The sequence below is a fragment of the Mesorhizobium sp. PL10 genome (genome assembly GCF_053714315.1).
Genome location: NZ_JBSKBR010000014.1, coordinates 55763 through 71629, shown reverse-complemented (window position 1 = coordinate 71629; position 15867 = coordinate 55763). Strand labels below are relative to the sequence as shown.

The window sequence follows — 15867 nt, the reverse complement described above, 5'->3', positions numbered from 1 at the left end:
TCAGTAACGAACAGTTCAACTGCAAGACACGAATCAAACCTGGAGTTAACCTATTGACGGTTTGGTTCGGCGCGAGCCACCGCAGGCATTCGGCATTCAGTCAGGGCATCATTCAATGAGAGCAAGCTGTGGCACGGTTGCGTCTGGGCGCATTCGGGGTAGGACGCTCCTTGCGGGTGTGAGCGGCGTGGCGATCGCCTGCGTGCTTCCAGGCGCCGCCTCTGCCGCGACCTATATGGTCAGCACTGACAGCCAGTTGCGCGCCGCCATCACTGCGGCGAATGGAGACGGCGATTCCAGCTCGACGATTGTGATGACCGCCAGCTTTGCCACGGCTAACACTTCACTGCCGGTGCCGACCAAGTCCATCACGATCGACACGCAAGGTTTCACGCTTTCGGGCGCGGCGGGCAGCGGCGTCCAGATCGCAAGTACCGGCGCCGTCAGGACACTGGTGGGCACGTTCATGGGCACCAGCGGCGGGAGTTCAGGGGCGGGGCTGCAAATCCGGAACGGGGCATCGGTTACGAATATGGGCCTCGTCCAGGGCGCAACAGCCGCTACAGGAAATGGAGGTGCTGGCGTCGATTTCGGGGGCCCTGGCGCCGCCACTACCTTGACCAATCACGGAACCATCCGCGGCGGGCCAACCGCAGGCGGTATCGGAGGCGTCGGCATGCTGGTGCGAAGCGGCGCCGGCCAGATCATCAACACCGGCACCATCGAAGGGGGCGGCGCCGGTGGAAGCGCGATTGTGGGCGCCGCCAGCGCCGTGATCGATATCGTCAACAGCGGCATAATCCGGGCCGGCGCCGGCGCCGACGCAATCGGGTGGAGTGTCGCGCCGACGACGGGCGTAATCCACCTGGAGCTGCAGGACGGCTCGCAAATCTTTGGCAATGTGGTGGCGAACGCGACGGCGGCCACGGATAGCCTTCGGCTCACCGGAACGGGCTTCTCGATCCTGGATGGTTCGATCGGTGCTGCCGGGCAATACCGGAACTTCGATATCCTCGAGAAGACCGGCAGCGGCACTTGGGCGCTGACCGCGGACAACACCGCCACCGAAAGCTGGACGATCAGCCAGGGCACGTTGCAGATCGGCAATGGCGGCACATCGGGGAGCATCCTCGGCAACGTCGCCAACAACGCCACTTTGGCCTTCGACCGCTCCGACACCTACATTTATGCCGGCGCCATCTCCGGCATCGGCGCGGTGAACCAGATCGGCACCGGCACGACGGTGCTGACCGGCGACAACACCTATGACGGCGGCACGACCATCTCCGCCGGCACGCTGCAGCTCGGCAATGGCGGCACGACTGGATCGATCATCGGTGACGTGACCGACAACGGAACCCTCGCCTTCGACCGCTCCGATACCTACACCTTTGCCGGCATCATCTCCGGCAGCGGTGTGGCAAACCAGATCGGCACCGGTACGACAGTGCTCACCGGCGACAGCACCTATGCCGGCGGCACCACGATCTCGGCTGGCACATTGCAGCTCGGCAATGGCGGGACGTCAGGCTCGATAACAGGCAACGTGACCAACAACGGCAGCCTAGCCTTCGATCGCTCCAACGAGGCGACTTTCGCCGGCACGATTTCCGGCAGCGGCGCGGTGGTCCAGCAAGGTTCAGGCACAACGATCCTGACGGCCGACAACAGCTACGCCGGCGGCACGACGATCTCCGCCGGCACGCTGAAGCTCGGCAATGGCGGTATGTCGGGTTCGATAACAGGCAACGTCACCAATAACGGCACCCTCGCCTTGGACCGCTCCAACGGCTTGATTCTTGCCGGCGTCATCTCGGGCAGCGGCGGCGTGGTCCAACAGGGTTCCAGCACCACGGCCCTGACCGGCGACAACACCTACAGCGGCGGCACGACGATCTCGGCCGGCACCTTGCAACTCGGCAATCGCGGCACATCTGGCTCGATAACAGGCGGCGTCACCAACAATGGCACCCTCGCCTTCTACCGCACGAATACCTATACCTTTGCCGGCACCATCTCCGGTAGCGGTGCGGTGACCCAGTTGGGGTCCGGCACCACGATCCTGACCGCCGACAACACCTATGCCGGCGGCACGACGGTCTCGGCCGGCACGCTGATCGGCCAGGCAACGAGCTTCGGCACCGGCAACATCCTGAACGACGCCGCGCTCGTCTTCGACCAGCCGGCCAATGCCAGCTTTGCCGCCATCATCGACGGCACCGGCACACTCACCAAGAGGGGTGCCGGCAATCTCAACCTCACCGGCATCAACACGCTGAGCGGCGCGGCCACGATCGAGGCCGGCAAGCTCTCGGTCAACGGCTCGCTCGCCAATTCGGCCGTCACCATTCTCAGCGGCGGCGCGCTTGGCGGCAACGGAACCGTGGGCAACACCACGCTGCAGGCCGGCGGCGTGATCGCGCCCGGCAATTCGATCGGCCTGCTGACGGTGCAGGGCAATTTCGTCGGCGCCGGCGGCACGGTCGAGATCGAAGCCATACTCGACGGTGATGCCTCCCCAACCGACAAGCTGGTCATCACCGGCGACACGTCGGGCACCGCCAACGTCAAGGTGATCGGCATTGGCGGGTTGGGCGGGCAGACCGTCAACAGCATCAAGATCATCGATGTCGGCGGCGCGTCGGCCGGCACTTTCAACCTGCAGGGCGACTACGTCTTCGAGGGCGACCAGGCCGTGGTGGCCGGCGCCTATGCCTACCGTCTCTATCAGAACGGCGTCTCGACGCCGGACGATGGCGACTGGTATCTGCGCTCCGCGCTGATCGACGACCCGACATCGCCGCTCTACGCGCCCACCGTTCCGATCTACGAGGCTTACGCCGGCGTGCTGCAGAGCTTCAACCGGCCGGGCACGCTGCAGCAGCGGGTCGGCAACCGCTCATGGGCGCCGCAATCGGCGGGCGCCGAGGCAGGCAACCCGATCTGGGGCCGCATCGAAGCGGCGCACAGCCAATTCGATCCCGGCACGAGTACGACCGGCACCGACTATGATGCCGACCTCTGGAAGCTGCAGGCGGGTCTCGATGTCCTGCTCTCCGAAACGGCAGCTGGCGTCGTGGTCGGCGGCGTCACCGTTCACTACGGCGCGGTGAAGTCGGATGTCGCCTCGGGGTTCGGCGTCGGCTCGATCGACACGACCGGCTATGGCGTCGGCGGCACGCTGACCTGGTATGGCAAGAACGGTTTTTATGTCGACACGCAGGCGCAACTCACCTGGTTCGACAGCGACCTCGAGTCCGCGACGCTGAGCAGACGCCTCGCCGACGGCAACAACGGCTTCGGCTATGGCCTCGGCATCGAGGCCGGACAGAAGATCGCTCTTCAAGGCAGATGGTCGCTGACCCCGCAGGCGCAGCTCAGCTATGCCTCGGTCGATTTCGACACCTTCACCGATCCCTTCGGCGCCGTCGTTTCCAACGGCAGCAGCGACAGCCTGACCGGCCGCCTCGGCCTGTCGGCCGACTATGAGAACGAGTGGAAGAACAAGGCCGGTCAGTCGAGCCGCTCGCACGTCTATGGCATCGCCAACCTCTATTACGACTTCCTCGACGGCACCGATGTCGGTGTGTCCGATGTAGCCTCCTCCACCAGGCTGGTCAGCAAGGCGCAGCCGCTATGGGGCGGACTCGGCCTCGGTGGCTCGCTGAGCTGGGCCGATGACCGTTACGCCGTCCATGGCGAGGCGCTGGCGCGCTCGAGCCTGGAAGATTCCGGCGACAGCTACGCCGTCGGCGGCTCGTTGGGTTTCAAGATGAAGTGGTAGGCAGGCAACAGCCAGCATCGTGAACGGCAGTTGCAGTGAGATGGTGCTGGCAGTCGGTTTCGTTGTCAGCCTTTCTCACCTATGATTGATCCGACGCAAATGTGGGAAATGCCGCCAAAGCCTCTATATCGGTAGTCATGGATGCATCGAACGAACACGCGCTGAATGACGAGTTGCTCCAAGACATCCAGCGCCTGTCCTTCGAGTATTTTCTCAACGAGGCCAACCCTGCCAACGGCCTGGTCGCCGACCGCAACACGTCGGCGTCGCCTGCCAGCATAGCCGCCGTCGGTCTCGCTCTGTCGTCCTATCCCGTCGGTGTCGAGCGCGGTTTCATGACGCGCGCCGCCGCAATTGAGCGGACGCTCGCCACGCTCCGCTTCTTCTGGAACGCCCCGCATGGACCGGAGCCTGATGCCACCGGTTACAAGGGTTTTTACTATCATTTCCTCGACATGGAGACCGGCCGCCGCGTCTGGAATTGCGAGCTGTCCACGGTCGATACCGCACTTCTGCTGGCCGGCGTTCTGGCCGCCGGCGTCTATTTCGGCGAAGACGATGAATCCGAACTGGAAATCCGCCGGCTGGCCGATGCGCTCTACCGCCGCGCCGACTGGCGCTGGGCACAAAATGGCGGCGCCACCGTCACTCATGGCTGGCGGCCCGAAAAGGGCTTCCTGCGCTATCGCTGGGAAGGATTTGATGAGGCGCTGATCCTGTTCGTGCTTGGATTGGGATCACCGACCCACTCGCTGCCGCCCGAGAGCTATGCGGCATGGCTGTCCACCTACAAGTGGAAGACAATCTACGGCCGCGAGCTGGTCTATGCCGGCCCGCTTTTCATCCACCAGTTCTCGCATATCTGGATCGATTTTCGCGGCATCCGCGATGCCTTCATGCGCGACCACGACAGCGATTATTTCCACAACAGCCGCCAGGCGACCTACCTGCAGCGTGACTATGCCATTCGCAATCCGAAGGGATTGAGCGGCTATGGCGAGAACTGCTGGGGTCTCACCGCCAGCGACGGCCCCGGCCCGCCAAAGCGTGAAATGAGGCTCGATGGCCGCCGCTTCTTCGGCTATCTCGCCCGCGGCGCGCCTTTCGGTCCTGACGACGGCACGCTGTCGCCTTGGGCCGCGATCGCCTCCCTCCCCTTTGCGCCGGAGATCGTGCTGCCGGCGCTGCGCCATTTTCACGAGATGGACTTGCTTGTAGGCAATCCTTACGGCTTCGCCGCAAGCTTCAACCCGACGATCGCCGCCGCCGACGGCCGCGCCTGCGGCTGGGTGTCGCCAGACCATGTCGGCATCAATCAGGGGCCGATTGCCCTGATGATCGAGAATTACCGGTCGGACTTCCTCTGGCATCTGATGCGCCGGGTGCCTGCCATCGCCACCGGACTGCGCCGGGCCGGGTTTTCCGGCGGCTGGCTGTGAAGGCGGCCACTGCTTCCTGCAAATGAAAAAAGGCGGCGCAAGCGCCGCCCTTCTGGGAGATGTTATCCTTGGGAGGATGATCCAGACACTCAGGCTGCCTGGGCTTCGCCGGCAATCGCGTCGGCCTGGCGCGCTGCCTTGAGCACACGGGCCCACCAGGCAACGTCATTGACCAGGGCAGTAGCCGCCTGGTTCAGATGCTCGATCTCCTCGAGCTTCTTCTCGCCCTGACGCACCGCCAGGAAATCGGCCCAGGCGATGTGGACGGCCGACTTGACCGGCGCCATCTGCAGCTCGACGGCGGCAAGGCGCAGATGTTCGACAGCACGCGAGCCGCCGACGCTACCGTAGCCGACGAAGCCGGCCGGCTTCTTGTTCCATTCATTGGCGGCGTAATCGATGGCGTTCTTCAGCACGGCCGTCGGGCCGTGATTGTATTCGGCAGCGGTGAAGATGAAGCCGTCGAATTCGGCGACCTTCTTCTGCCAGCGCTGCGCCACTTCGTTCTGCGACGGCGCCCAGGCGGACGAAGCGACCTCGTCGAAGAAGGGCAGCGGCCAGTCGCGCAGGTCTACGATCTCGACATCGATGTCGGCATGCGCCTTGGCGATCTTGGCGATCCACTGGGCGGGCACGTCGGCGAAGCGGGCGGCACGGGTCGACCCGACGACGATGGCGATTTTGGGCTTGGACATGGGGCTCTCCATATATGTAAAAGCTGGTATCGTTTGGATACCGGCGCTATATGAGATACTGTCAAACCACTGCGCAAGGAGGCACCGTTTTGTTACTGAGGCACCCGCACAACACCGAAGACTGTCGCGCCGTCTCGGAAATCCTGCAGCGCATCGGCGACAAATGGACTGTCCTGGTCGTCGGCAAGCTCGGCGCCGGGCCGTTGCGTTTCAATGAATTGCGCGCTGCTGTCGGCGGCATTTCGCAGAAGATGCTGACCACCACTTTGCGCGGTCTGGAGCGCGATGGCTTCGTCACCCGAACCGTGTTCCCGACGATCCCGCCGCGCGTCGATTATGAGCTGACAGAGCTCGGCCACGAGCTGCTGGTGCCGGTCGGCGCGCTCGGTCTCTGGGCGCGCAAGAACACCAGCAGAGTTCAGGAAGCACGCGCGAAATTCGACGGTTTGAACGGGTGAAAGCCTTGCTGCGCAAGGGTTTTGCTCTTGAAGACACGGTTCGGGTTCAACCGAGTCGCCTTGCACGCCGTCACGACCAACGGCAGCGTTTGGTTCGCGGCGCATCATCGTTTGAGGCTGACAAGCGTCTTGCGCTGAGGGGCCCTCAGGCCTTTGGTGCGAGGGTGCTGCAACACACAGCGCTACACGTCTGGACGTTTGCAGCCCGCCGGGCAGTCCGCTGGTCGCCGACGGTCCGGTCATGCATGCAGGCGATGCTTGGAAGCTCGTTCCTGATCTCGGTATAGGCGGTCGTGCCAAGCAGACAGATCACTGCGACAAGGGCCGCCACGAGCCAGCCGTTCAGCATATGTTGACGCATTGTCTTCCCTCCGCCATCCGCAGAATCGGAGACCAAGGCAACCATTGGATGTCGCGCAGCGCATCGCCCGCGCGGGGGATGTTACAAAGGTCCCAGGGTTGGCAGAATCGAACGTCAGCTTTCCGTCGGAATCGGCTTCGGCTTGCCGTCGCTATCCAGCGCCACCATGACGAAATCGGCGTGCGTGACCTTCTCCATCAGGTCGGAGAGATAGCGCTGCGCCCAGGCTTCCACCTTGAGCGTCATCGAGGTGCGGCCGACGCGCTCGACGTGGGTGTAGATGCACAGCGTGTCGCCGATCTTCATCGCCTTGGCGAAGGACATCTCCTTGACCGCCGCCGTCACCACGCGGCCCTTGGCGCGCTCGGCGGCGCGGATGCCGCAGGCCAGGTCCATCTGCGCCATCACCCAGCCGCCAAAGATATCGCCGGCCGCATTGGCATCCGCCGGCATGGCAAGCGTGCGCAAGGTCAGATCGCCGATCGGCCGGCCGTCCGCGTAGTGCACCATGCGCCAAATCCCCTGAAACGATTGCCCTCGATCCCGTAGCGTCACGGCGCCGACAGGTCAACGCGACGTGTCGGCCGGCGGCGCAATGTCGGTTCCGTGATGGCTTTTCCGAGCCAGGCGTCTCCCGGTCGCATTTTTCACAACGCATGCCGGAAGGCGCGGCGACGCGGCGAGCCTGCCGCGTCTAGGCTGCGGCCAGTTTTCCGGAGCCGTCCACGTTCATGCAGACTTATGACTTCATCGTCGTCGGCTCCGGCTCGGCCGGCTCGGTTCTCGCCGACAAACTGTCGGCGTCGGGCCGCTTTTCCGTTCTGGTGCTGGAAGCCGGCGGCACCGACCGCCGCTTTTACGTGCAAATGCCGCTCGGCTACGGCAAGACTTTCTTCGACCCGGCGGTCAACTGGAACTACAAGCCCGAGCCGGATCCCGGCCTGGCCGGCAATGTCGACCACTGGCCGCGCGGCAAGCTGCTTGGCGGCTCGAGCTCGATCAACGCGATGGTCTGGATTCGCGGCGCGCGCGAGGACTTTGATGATTGGCGCGATGCCGGCAATCCCGGCTGGGGTTATGACGATCTGTTGCCCTCCTTCAAGGCGCTCGAGGACAATGAGGCCGGCGCCGACGCATGGCGGGGCACCGGCGGGCCGTTGCACATCAGCGATTGCACAAACACCGTCCATCCGCTGACCAGGCGATACCTCGCCGCCGGCCAGCAGGCAGGCCTGCCGCTCAACCCGGACTTCAACGGCGCTGTCCAGGAAGGCGTCGGCATCTACCAGATCTCGACCAAGGGTGGTCGCCGCATGTCGGCCGCGCGCGCCTTCCTGCGTCCGGCGATGAAACGCGCGAATGTCCGCGTCGAGACCAACGCGCTGGCGAGCAAAATTCTGTTCGAGGGCAAGCGAGCCGTCGGCATCGAGTATCTGCAGAACGGTGAGACCAAGACGGCGCGGTGCGGCCGCGAGGTCATCCTGTCCGCCGGCTCCATCAACTCACCGCAGCTGCTGCAACTTTCCGGCGTCGGCCCTTCGGCGCTGCTTGCAGGCCTCGGCATCCCGGTCGTTCACGCCAACGAAAATGTCGGTGCGCATCTGCAGGACCATGTCGGCATCAACTACACGTTCAAGGGCGAGGTGCCGACGCTCAACCAGATCCTGCGGCCGTGGTGGGGCAAGCTCTTGGTCGGTATGCAATACATCCTCACCCGTTCCGGCCCGCTGTCGCTGTCGATGAACCATGGCGGCGGCTTCTTCCGCACCGACCCGACGTTCTCACGGCCCAACATGCAGCTTTATTTCCAAGCCTTCTCGACCGTCATTCCGAAGAGCGGCGAGCGGCCGATCCTGACACCGGATCCGTGGCCGGGCTTTTCCATCGGCCTGTCCAACTGCCGCCCGTCGAGCCGCGGCGAGATCATGATCCGCTCAAGCAGTCCGCGCGACTATCCCAGGATTGTCGCCAATGCCTATTCCACCAATGCCGATGTCGACGAGATGCTGGCGGCGGTGAAATTCGTGCGCAAGATCGCCTCGATGCCCGCCATGACCGAAATCATCGCCGAAGAGGTTTTGCCCGGGCCGTCGATCAGCTCCGACGCTGACCTGATCGCGGATTTCAGGAAACGCTCGGGCACCGTCTACCACCCGGTCTCGACCTGCCGCATGGGTCCCGATGCCGGGCAGGCGGTGGTCGACCCTCGCCTGATAGTCCATGGTCTAGAAGGCCTGCGCGTCATCGACGCCTCGATCTTTCCCGCCAACATTACCGGCAACACCAACGCCGCCTCTGTTCTGACCGGATGGAAGGGCGCCGAACTGGTTCTGGAGGACCAAAAATGAAGATCACCGACGTCAAGACCTGGGTTGTCGGCAATCCGCCGCCCGGCATCGGCGGCAAGTATTTCATCTTCGTCAAGCTCACCACCGATGGTGGCGTCGTCGGTTATGGCGAGGCCTACAACGCCACCTTCTCGGCGCACATCACGGCCAAACTCGTCGAGGACATGGCCGAGCGCTACCTCATCGGCCACGATCCGCACGACATCGAGAACTTCTTCCGCCGCGCCTATTCGTCCGGTTTCACCCAGCGCCCTGACGTTACCGGCATGGGCTGTTTTTCCGCACTCGAAATGGCCTGCTGGGACATTGTCGGCAAGGAAGCCGACAAGCCGGTCTACAAATTGCTCGGCGGCCAGGTGCACGAGACGCTGCGCTCCTACACCTATCTCTATCCGCACACCGGCAGCGTCCATTCGGAAGACGCGCCGGACGGCAGGAACGTCTACAACGACCCCGAAATGGCGGCGGCTTGCGCGCTCGAATATGTCGAGCAGGGGTTCAACGCCGTCAAGCTCGACCCGGCCGGTCCCTACACCGCCTTTGACGGCCACCAGCCGCGCCTCATCGACATCGATGTCTCCACCCGCATGATCAAGGCGATCCGCGAAGCGGTCGGCACCCGCGCCGACATATTGTTCGGCACGCACGGCCAGTTCACCGCGTCCGGCGCGCTGCGCATGGCGCGCGCCATCGAGCCCTATGATCCCTTGTGGTTCGAGGAGCCGGTGCCGCCTGACATGCCCGAAGTAATGGCGCAGGTCGCCCGCGGCACCTCCATCCCGATCGCCACCGGCGAGCGGCTGACGACCAAGTTCGAATTCGCCCGCGTCATCGAGAACCGCGCCGCGACCATCCTGCAGCCGGACCTTGGCCGCTCCGGCGGCATTCTGGAAACCAAGAAGATCGCGGCGATGGCCGAGGCCTACCACATCCAGGTGGCGCCGCACTGCTATTGCGGACCGATCGTGGGTGCGGCCAACATCCAGCTGGCGGTGACGCTGCCCAACTTCCTGATCCTGGAATCGCTGAAACAGTGGGATGGCTTCCACGCCACGCTGTTGAAGAAGAAGATCGAGTGGCAAGACGGCAATGTCATCCCCTCGAAAGAGCCGGGCCTCGGCGTCGAGCTCAACGAAGCGGTCTGCGATGCACACCCTTACACCGGCAAGGATTTGCATCTTCAGATGATGCAGACGCCGCTGATGCCGTGAGCGAGCGCTACGCCTTCATCGGCCTTGGCCATCTCGGCGGCAACCTTGCCGCCAGCCTGCTTCGCAACGGCTTTGCCGTCACCGTCTTCGACCGCGACCCCGCCGCCGTCGAGCGCCTGGTGGCGCTCGACGCGACGGCGGCAGCCAGCCCTGCAGAAGCGGCAGCGCAGGCCGGCAATGCCATCTCTTGCCTGCCCTCGCCCAAGGTCAGCGAAGCCGTGCTGGCCGGGCCGGGCGGGCTGCTCGAAGGTCTGCCCAAAGGCGGCACTTGGATCGAGATGTCGACCAACGGCCGCGACGAGATTCTGCGACTTGCCGCCCTCGCCTCGGACAAGGGCGTCGAGACGCTGGAGTGCCCGGTCACTGGTGGCGTGCATCTGGCGGCGGTCGGCAAAATCACTGCGCTGGTCGGTGGCGACGCCGACCTCTACGAACGGCACCGACCGGCCATCGAGGCGATGTGCGCGAAGTCGTTTCTGATGGGGCCGATCGGTTCGGCGGCGGTGATCAAGGTCATCACCAACATGCTCGCCTTCATCCATCTCGTCGCCGCCGGCGAGGCGCTGATGCTGGCCAAGCAGGGCGGGCTCGACCTTGCCCAATCCTACCACGCCATCGTCGCTTCCTCCGGCAACAGCTTCGTGCACGAGACCGAAAGCCAGCTTATCCTCAACGGCTCCTACGACATCGGCTTCACGATGGACCTCGCGCTGAAGGATCTCGGCTTTGCGCTTCGCATGGCCGAACAATCCGGCGTGCCGCTCGATCTTGCCGCACGCGTCAACGCGATTTTCGAGCAGGGTAAAGCGGCCTATGGCGGCAGCGCCTGGTCGACCCAGATCGTCAAATTGCTCGAGGACGCCGTCGGCACCGACCTGCGCGCCCCCGGCTTCCCGGTCAAACTTGAAACCTAGCCGGCAAATATTTAGCCAACGCCTTCAGAGGTTTAGTCCGGCCTTCAGAATCAGCCCCTGAGGCACTTGATTCAATATCTGAGCGTCAGCGCTCCCGGCAAAATCTCGAAGGTGGCCGGTATCCGCCCCGGTGACTCGCCATCTATATCGACAAGCGCGCCATTTCTCTCGGCGTCGCCGAGCGGTTCGACCACCACTTTCCTGCCACGCAATATGGTGATGGCCGGATGGTTGCGATGCCGTCCGCCATAGAGCAGGCGAATGTCCCAGATCAGCTTCAGCTTGCCGGCCGCGCGCAGGATGACGATGTCGAACTGGCCGTCAGCGAGCTCGGCGTCCGGCGCGATCATCATGCCCCCGCCGAAGAATTTGCCATTGGCGACTGCCACCAGCGCCATGCGCGCCTCGACAGGCGCGCCATCATCGACGGTGATCCTAACGTCCTGGAAGCGGTAGCGGATGAACTCGACCACGGTGCGCCAGAAAAACAGCGCCTTGGCCGACATCTTGCCCTTGCGTTTGTCGGCATTCACCGCGCGGTCGGTGGCGCCAGACAGGCCGAGGCTGGCGATGTTGATGAAGTGACGGCTGGCCAGCGCGCCATGATCATCGATGTAGCAGATGCGCCCCGCATCGACCTTGCGCGCCTTCGCCTCGGCGATCCGTTTCAGCGCCGCGTCCACCTCTTTCGGCAGGCCGAGCCCGCGTGCGAAGTCGATGCCGGTGCCACAAGGCAGCAAGCCGAGCTCGGATGTTCGGCCACTCTCATCGAATACCTGCAGCAATCCGTCGGCCACCTCGCTGGCGGTGCCGTCGCCACCGGCCGCGATCACCAGATCGAAACCGCTGGCCGCGAGGTCGAGCGCCAGCCTTTCGGCATCACCCTCGGCCTGCGTCTCGCGCAGCTCGAAATCGCCGAAATGGCTTTTCAACGAAGCGGCGACCTCCGGCCAATGCCGTTTCAGCCGGCCGCCACCGGCAATCGGATTGAGCACCACCCCGACTTTCAACGACGCCTCCCCAAAAGGACGGCGGGACGCGGTGGCCGCAAAGTCCTTTGCCGGCATTGAAACCCGTGCCGACCGCCGGAGCAAGGGGCGCAGCCGATTTGGAGCGTCAAAAAGGCGGGGAAGGCTGTCTACAGCAGCAGCCACAAAGATTCCGGGGTTCGTGGCAAACCATCCCCGATAATCCCGTTATCCACAGGCTCGCCCCCATTCCCCAAAACCCTTACCCGGCGTAAGTTCAACTCATCTCAGGCGGCTACCGATCGCCACGCCGAAAGGCAAAGCGAAAAGGCGGATTTCCTGAGGCCCGTACGGCCCGAAACGAGAGCAGGCTTGCCTGTTCGAGGGACGGATGCCGAGACCTACGGGGCCGCGGAAAGCGTGCGAACGCCGACGGCGGACCGATGCTGCCATGAAGGACGGCAAAACCTTCGATGGCACGCTGAGCGAAGCTCGCAAGGGTGGAGAACGGCGTGGCCTGGAACGGGCATCGCCTTCGGGTGGTGACTGGCAGGGCCGTCAAAATCAAGGCCGGCATGGCGCGACGACTTTACGGAAGTTGCTGCCGCGACCGTGTCCTGATCTGACAGGGAGGCGCTGGGAGAAATCCCGGCGCCGACTGTCTTTTGGGCGCCCCACACCCCTCGAAACCGCATCGCTGGCTCATTCCGCGACCGTGGCCAAAATCCCGCCTTGTTCGCGCGCGATGGAGGGGGTGGCTGCCGGGGGGCAATCCGAAGGACAAGACCGTGATCAAGACCGCCCTTGTCGCCATGACCATCGTCGGCTGCGACTGCGACGCCAAGCTTTGCGAATATATCGGCGAGACGCCGGCGAAGTGGGCGACCATCGCCGACTGCGAAGCGGCGATGAAAAGCCAGATGCTGCACCAGAAGAACTTCAACTATCCGCTGGTCTCCGGCATCTGCCGCACCAAGGGCTCGGCATCCTCTTCACAATTGGCAGCGACCGCATCTCGTCCGGAACTGAAGCCGGCCAGCCGGAACGTTCAATCTGAAGAAAACCCGTTGCCGCCGGAATTGAGCCGTCGGCCGAGCGTTCCCGTCGGCTCGCCGACGACGGCCATGGAAGCAGCGGCAGCCCGACCTGTCGCCTATGAGCAAGTGGTCGATGGCGGAACCGGCGTTCTCTACCGTACCCAAAACGGCTATGCGTTGGTCAAGACCGACCTCGACCGCGCCGCGTCGGCAACGGTCGGCATGGCCAAGCGATCGGCGGACTGGCTGTCAGGCCTGGTGCCCAGCGGATTGTGAGCGGCCGCGCCGTTCGGACCATACCACAGTGCCGCACTGCCGTTGAAAACTCCAGACGGTTTCGACTGCTGACGCCGAGGAGTGGGTGAGGCCGAATATCCCGGCGAAAAATGGAATGTCGTTTCGGATAGAACGCCGATCTAGTCGCAGAGGATGGCAGCCTAGCTTGCCACCACCTCGCCATCCGTCGCGCCGATCTTGCGCACCAGCGCAGCCGTCGCCAGGATCGAGCCCATATCGGCGATCATCGGTGCGATATGCCTGGTGTAATCGAGCGGCACGGAAATGGCGGGCAGCTCGAAAAAATTCTTCGGCTGCGGCAAAAGCAGGAAACCGTCGCTGCCGTTGAGCGCCACCCGCGCCGGATCATCACCCCATGTTTCATGCAGCCATTTCAACGCCTGCGCCAGCCGTCCAGCCACCAGCGGCTTGGCGGCGGCGACATTGTCGGTGCGAAATTCATAGTCGCCGTCGAGCAGGGGATCACCACTCGACAGTTCCTGCATCTTGCCGGCGAAGATGCCGCGGAAGAAACCAACGACCGCATTGCTGCGCCGCGTCGCCACCAATGTGCCGGGGAACGGCGTGATCGTCTCGAAGGCGACGATGACGCCCTTGAAGACCGTCGACGAGCCTTTGCCCGTGCCCTGGCGCAACTCCGCCTCGTAAAGCTCGAACGGAAACTCCTCGTAGCGGCCGGATACGATGTCGTCGAAGCTCTGCCGGTTGAAGGCGCCGACCACGGAGCGCGGCAGCCGGTCGAAGGAATTCGGCGTCACGCCCTGCTGGTAGCGAACATCCTTGATAAAGCCGAAGATGATCGGCAGCAGCGTGTCGCGGAACGATTGCTGCAGCCGCGTTGCCGGTCTCATCGCCAGGAAATAGAGCAGCAACGCCGCGAAGAAGCCGCCGATATAGAGAAACACATGCGGTGTCGAGAACCACTGCTCATTGGCGTCGGCGACCTTGTTGAACAGCCAGGCCACCAGCGCGACGAAGACCAGCAGCAGCCCCAGAAACATCGGCACCCGCCAGCGCACCTGCCGGTAGGCCGAAGCGCGTCCCGCCTCATAGGTTTCGATGTTCTTCCTGATGCCGGCGACGACCGTTTCATCAGGCATGAAATCCGCTGTTTCCATCGCCCCCTCGCAAGCTTGATTGCATCCATGATAGCCGCTTTTGCGGAAAGTCGTCAGTCTCCGAAAATCGCCTTCAGCCGGGCCTCGACCTTGCCCTTCATCGGGCCGGTGAGCGCCTCGATCGGGACCAACCGCTCATGCCCGCCGGCGCGCAGCCGCATGAAGGGATGCATCCGGTAGCCGGCGATGGTGCCGCGCTTGCCGAGGTCGGCGCTGACATCGACGACGAAAATGCCGCCGATGCGGCCAGGCCACGGCTGACGCGCCAAGGCGGTGCCGAGGAAGTCGCCGAGCCCATAGGCGACAAGCGTCTTGCCGACCCACTGCACCGGCTGCACGACATGGGCATGGTGTCCGGCAATCAGTCCGACGCCATGCGCGGCGAGCAGCCTGGCCAGCGCCCGTGTTTGCGGGCGCGGAAAATGCCGGAACTCCCAGTCCCAGTGCGGAATGGCACAGCGTAGATCGATGCTCTTGCCCGCCGCAACCTTTGCCCATGCCGCCGGATCGCTTTGCATCGACACACGCTCGTTGAACGATACAGCGTTGGCATTGCGCCACAGCGTGAAGGCGGTAAAGCCGATCGTCAGCGGCCCGGCCTTGACCTGCTCGACAGGTCCTTTTTTCGCGGTGCCGATGGTGCGGATGCCGAGCCGTTTCAGCGCCGCAACGGTCTCGTCGAAACCGGCGATACCCTGGTCGAGCACATGATTGTTGGCCAGCGACAACACCAGTCTTTCGCGCGCGATGCCGACGGCGGCCAGCGCCTCCGCGAGAAACCGCTCGCTCATCGCATGGTGCGTGCCAAGCCGCGTGCCAAGCGCTGCGCTCGGCCTCTCCACAACCGGACTCTCGCAATTGCCGATCACCAGATCGGCCGACGCCAGCAGCTTTGCGATATCAGGATCGCACTCCGGCGCGCTGCTGTTTGCCACCGCCGAAATGTCGCCGACGAAAGCCAACCTCACCTTCCGTCCGGGCGGCGGATCGATGATGGTTGTGGCCGCGATCGGCGCAAAGTCCCTGACATCGCCGCCGAGCGACGGCTTCAGGAAGCGCGGCAGCCATGACAGTTTGTAGGAAAGTGGATAGTTCGACACGCGACGCCCAATCGTTTGCTCAGTCGGTTGGCTTGTGTAGACGGTCTGCCCGGGAAGTGTCGACCGTCAGTCCTTGCCGCCGGCAGACACGACGCCAAATGCGTGTAATGTCTGCGCAATGACATAGTGGAGGAATG

At 63.8% G+C, this 15867-nt stretch carries 13 protein-coding genes; 7 read left to right on the top strand and 6 right to left on the bottom strand.

Translation table 11 applies throughout. The features are described 5' to 3' along the window. Positions 1–231: 231 nt before the first annotated feature. Entirely contained in the window at positions 232–468 is a 237-nt protein-coding gene (locus ACWGTO_RS22090; protein ID WP_454576922.1) for a hypothetical protein, read from the bottom strand. Between the two features lie 208 nt (positions 469–676). Between ACWGTO_RS22090 and ACWGTO_RS22085 the strand changes: the two genes are divergently transcribed. Both ACWGTO_RS22085 and ACWGTO_RS22080 read left to right on the top strand, forming a co-directional pair. Then, on the top strand, positions 677–3784 hold the full coding sequence (locus tag ACWGTO_RS22085; protein ID WP_454576921.1) for an autotransporter outer membrane beta-barrel domain-containing protein: 3108 nt from the start codon (positions 677–679) through the stop codon (positions 3782–3784). 137 nt (positions 3785–3921) lie between these two features. Then, positions 3922–5223, top strand: coding sequence for a glucoamylase family protein (locus ACWGTO_RS22080; protein ID WP_454576920.1), 1302 nt, complete (start codon positions 3922–3924; stop codon positions 5221–5223). Positions 5224–5312: 89 nt separating this feature from the next. Here ACWGTO_RS22080 and ACWGTO_RS22075 read toward each other — a convergent pair whose 3' ends face one another. Then, positions 5313–5918 (bottom strand): NADPH-dependent FMN reductase, encoded by a 606-nt coding sequence (locus ACWGTO_RS22075; protein WP_454576919.1) that lies wholly within the window; start codon positions 5916–5918, stop codon positions 5313–5315. An 89-nt stretch (positions 5919–6007) separates the two neighbouring features. Between ACWGTO_RS22075 and ACWGTO_RS22070 the strand changes: the two genes are divergently transcribed. Then, positions 6008–6376, top strand: coding sequence for a winged helix-turn-helix transcriptional regulator (locus ACWGTO_RS22070; RefSeq protein ID WP_454576918.1), 369 nt, complete (start codon positions 6008–6010; stop codon positions 6374–6376). 475 nt (positions 6377–6851) lie between these two features. Here ACWGTO_RS22070 and ACWGTO_RS22065 read toward each other — a convergent pair whose 3' ends face one another. Next, positions 6852–7247: an acyl-CoA thioesterase gene (locus ACWGTO_RS22065; protein ID WP_023671995.1), complete on the bottom strand. Its 396-nt coding sequence runs from the start codon at positions 7245–7247 to the stop codon at positions 6852–6854. Between the two features lie 221 nt (positions 7248–7468). Between ACWGTO_RS22065 and ACWGTO_RS22060 the strand changes: the two genes are divergently transcribed. The 3 genes from ACWGTO_RS22060 to ACWGTO_RS22050 are packed head-to-tail and all read left to right on the top strand — an operon-like array spanning position 7469 to position 11210. Next, positions 7469–9085, top strand: a complete 1617-nt coding sequence (locus ACWGTO_RS22060) for a GMC family oxidoreductase (protein ID WP_454576917.1) — start codon at positions 7469–7471, stop codon at positions 9083–9085. Next, entirely contained in the window at positions 9082–10296 is a 1215-nt protein-coding gene (locus ACWGTO_RS22055) for a mandelate racemase/muconate lactonizing enzyme family protein (protein ID WP_454576916.1), read from the top strand. The genes ACWGTO_RS22060 and ACWGTO_RS22055 overlap by 4 nt, the downstream gene beginning before the upstream one ends. Further along, complete coding sequence (locus ACWGTO_RS22050) at positions 10293–11210, top strand: NAD(P)-dependent oxidoreductase (protein WP_454576915.1); 918 nt, start codon at positions 10293–10295, stop codon at positions 11208–11210. The genes ACWGTO_RS22055 and ACWGTO_RS22050 overlap by 4 nt, the downstream gene beginning before the upstream one ends. 71 nt (positions 11211–11281) lie before the next feature. Here the strand turns inward: ACWGTO_RS22050 and ACWGTO_RS22045 are convergent, their stop codons facing one another. Continuing rightward, positions 11282–12220, bottom strand: coding sequence for a diacylglycerol/lipid kinase family protein (locus tag ACWGTO_RS22045; protein ID WP_454576914.1), 939 nt, complete (start codon positions 12218–12220; stop codon positions 11282–11284). A 746-nt stretch (positions 12221–12966) separates the two neighbouring features. Here ACWGTO_RS22045 and ACWGTO_RS22040 point away from each other — a divergent pair. After that, positions 12967–13491 carry a hypothetical protein gene (locus ACWGTO_RS22040; protein WP_454576913.1) on the top strand — a complete coding sequence of 175 codons (525 nt, stop codon included), beginning with the start codon at positions 12967–12969 and terminating at the stop codon, positions 13489–13491. A 161-nt stretch (positions 13492–13652) separates the two neighbouring features. On the opposite strand, the gene ACWGTO_RS22035 is transcribed toward ACWGTO_RS22040, so the two are convergent. Beyond that, entirely contained in the window at positions 13653–14630 is a 978-nt protein-coding gene (locus ACWGTO_RS22035; protein WP_454576912.1) for a hypothetical protein, read from the bottom strand. Between the two features lie 53 nt (positions 14631–14683). Then, positions 14684–15730: a CapA family protein gene (locus ACWGTO_RS22030; protein ID WP_454576911.1), complete on the bottom strand. Its 1047-nt coding sequence runs from the start codon at positions 15728–15730 to the stop codon at positions 14684–14686. Between the last annotated feature and the right edge of the window lie 137 nt (positions 15731–15867).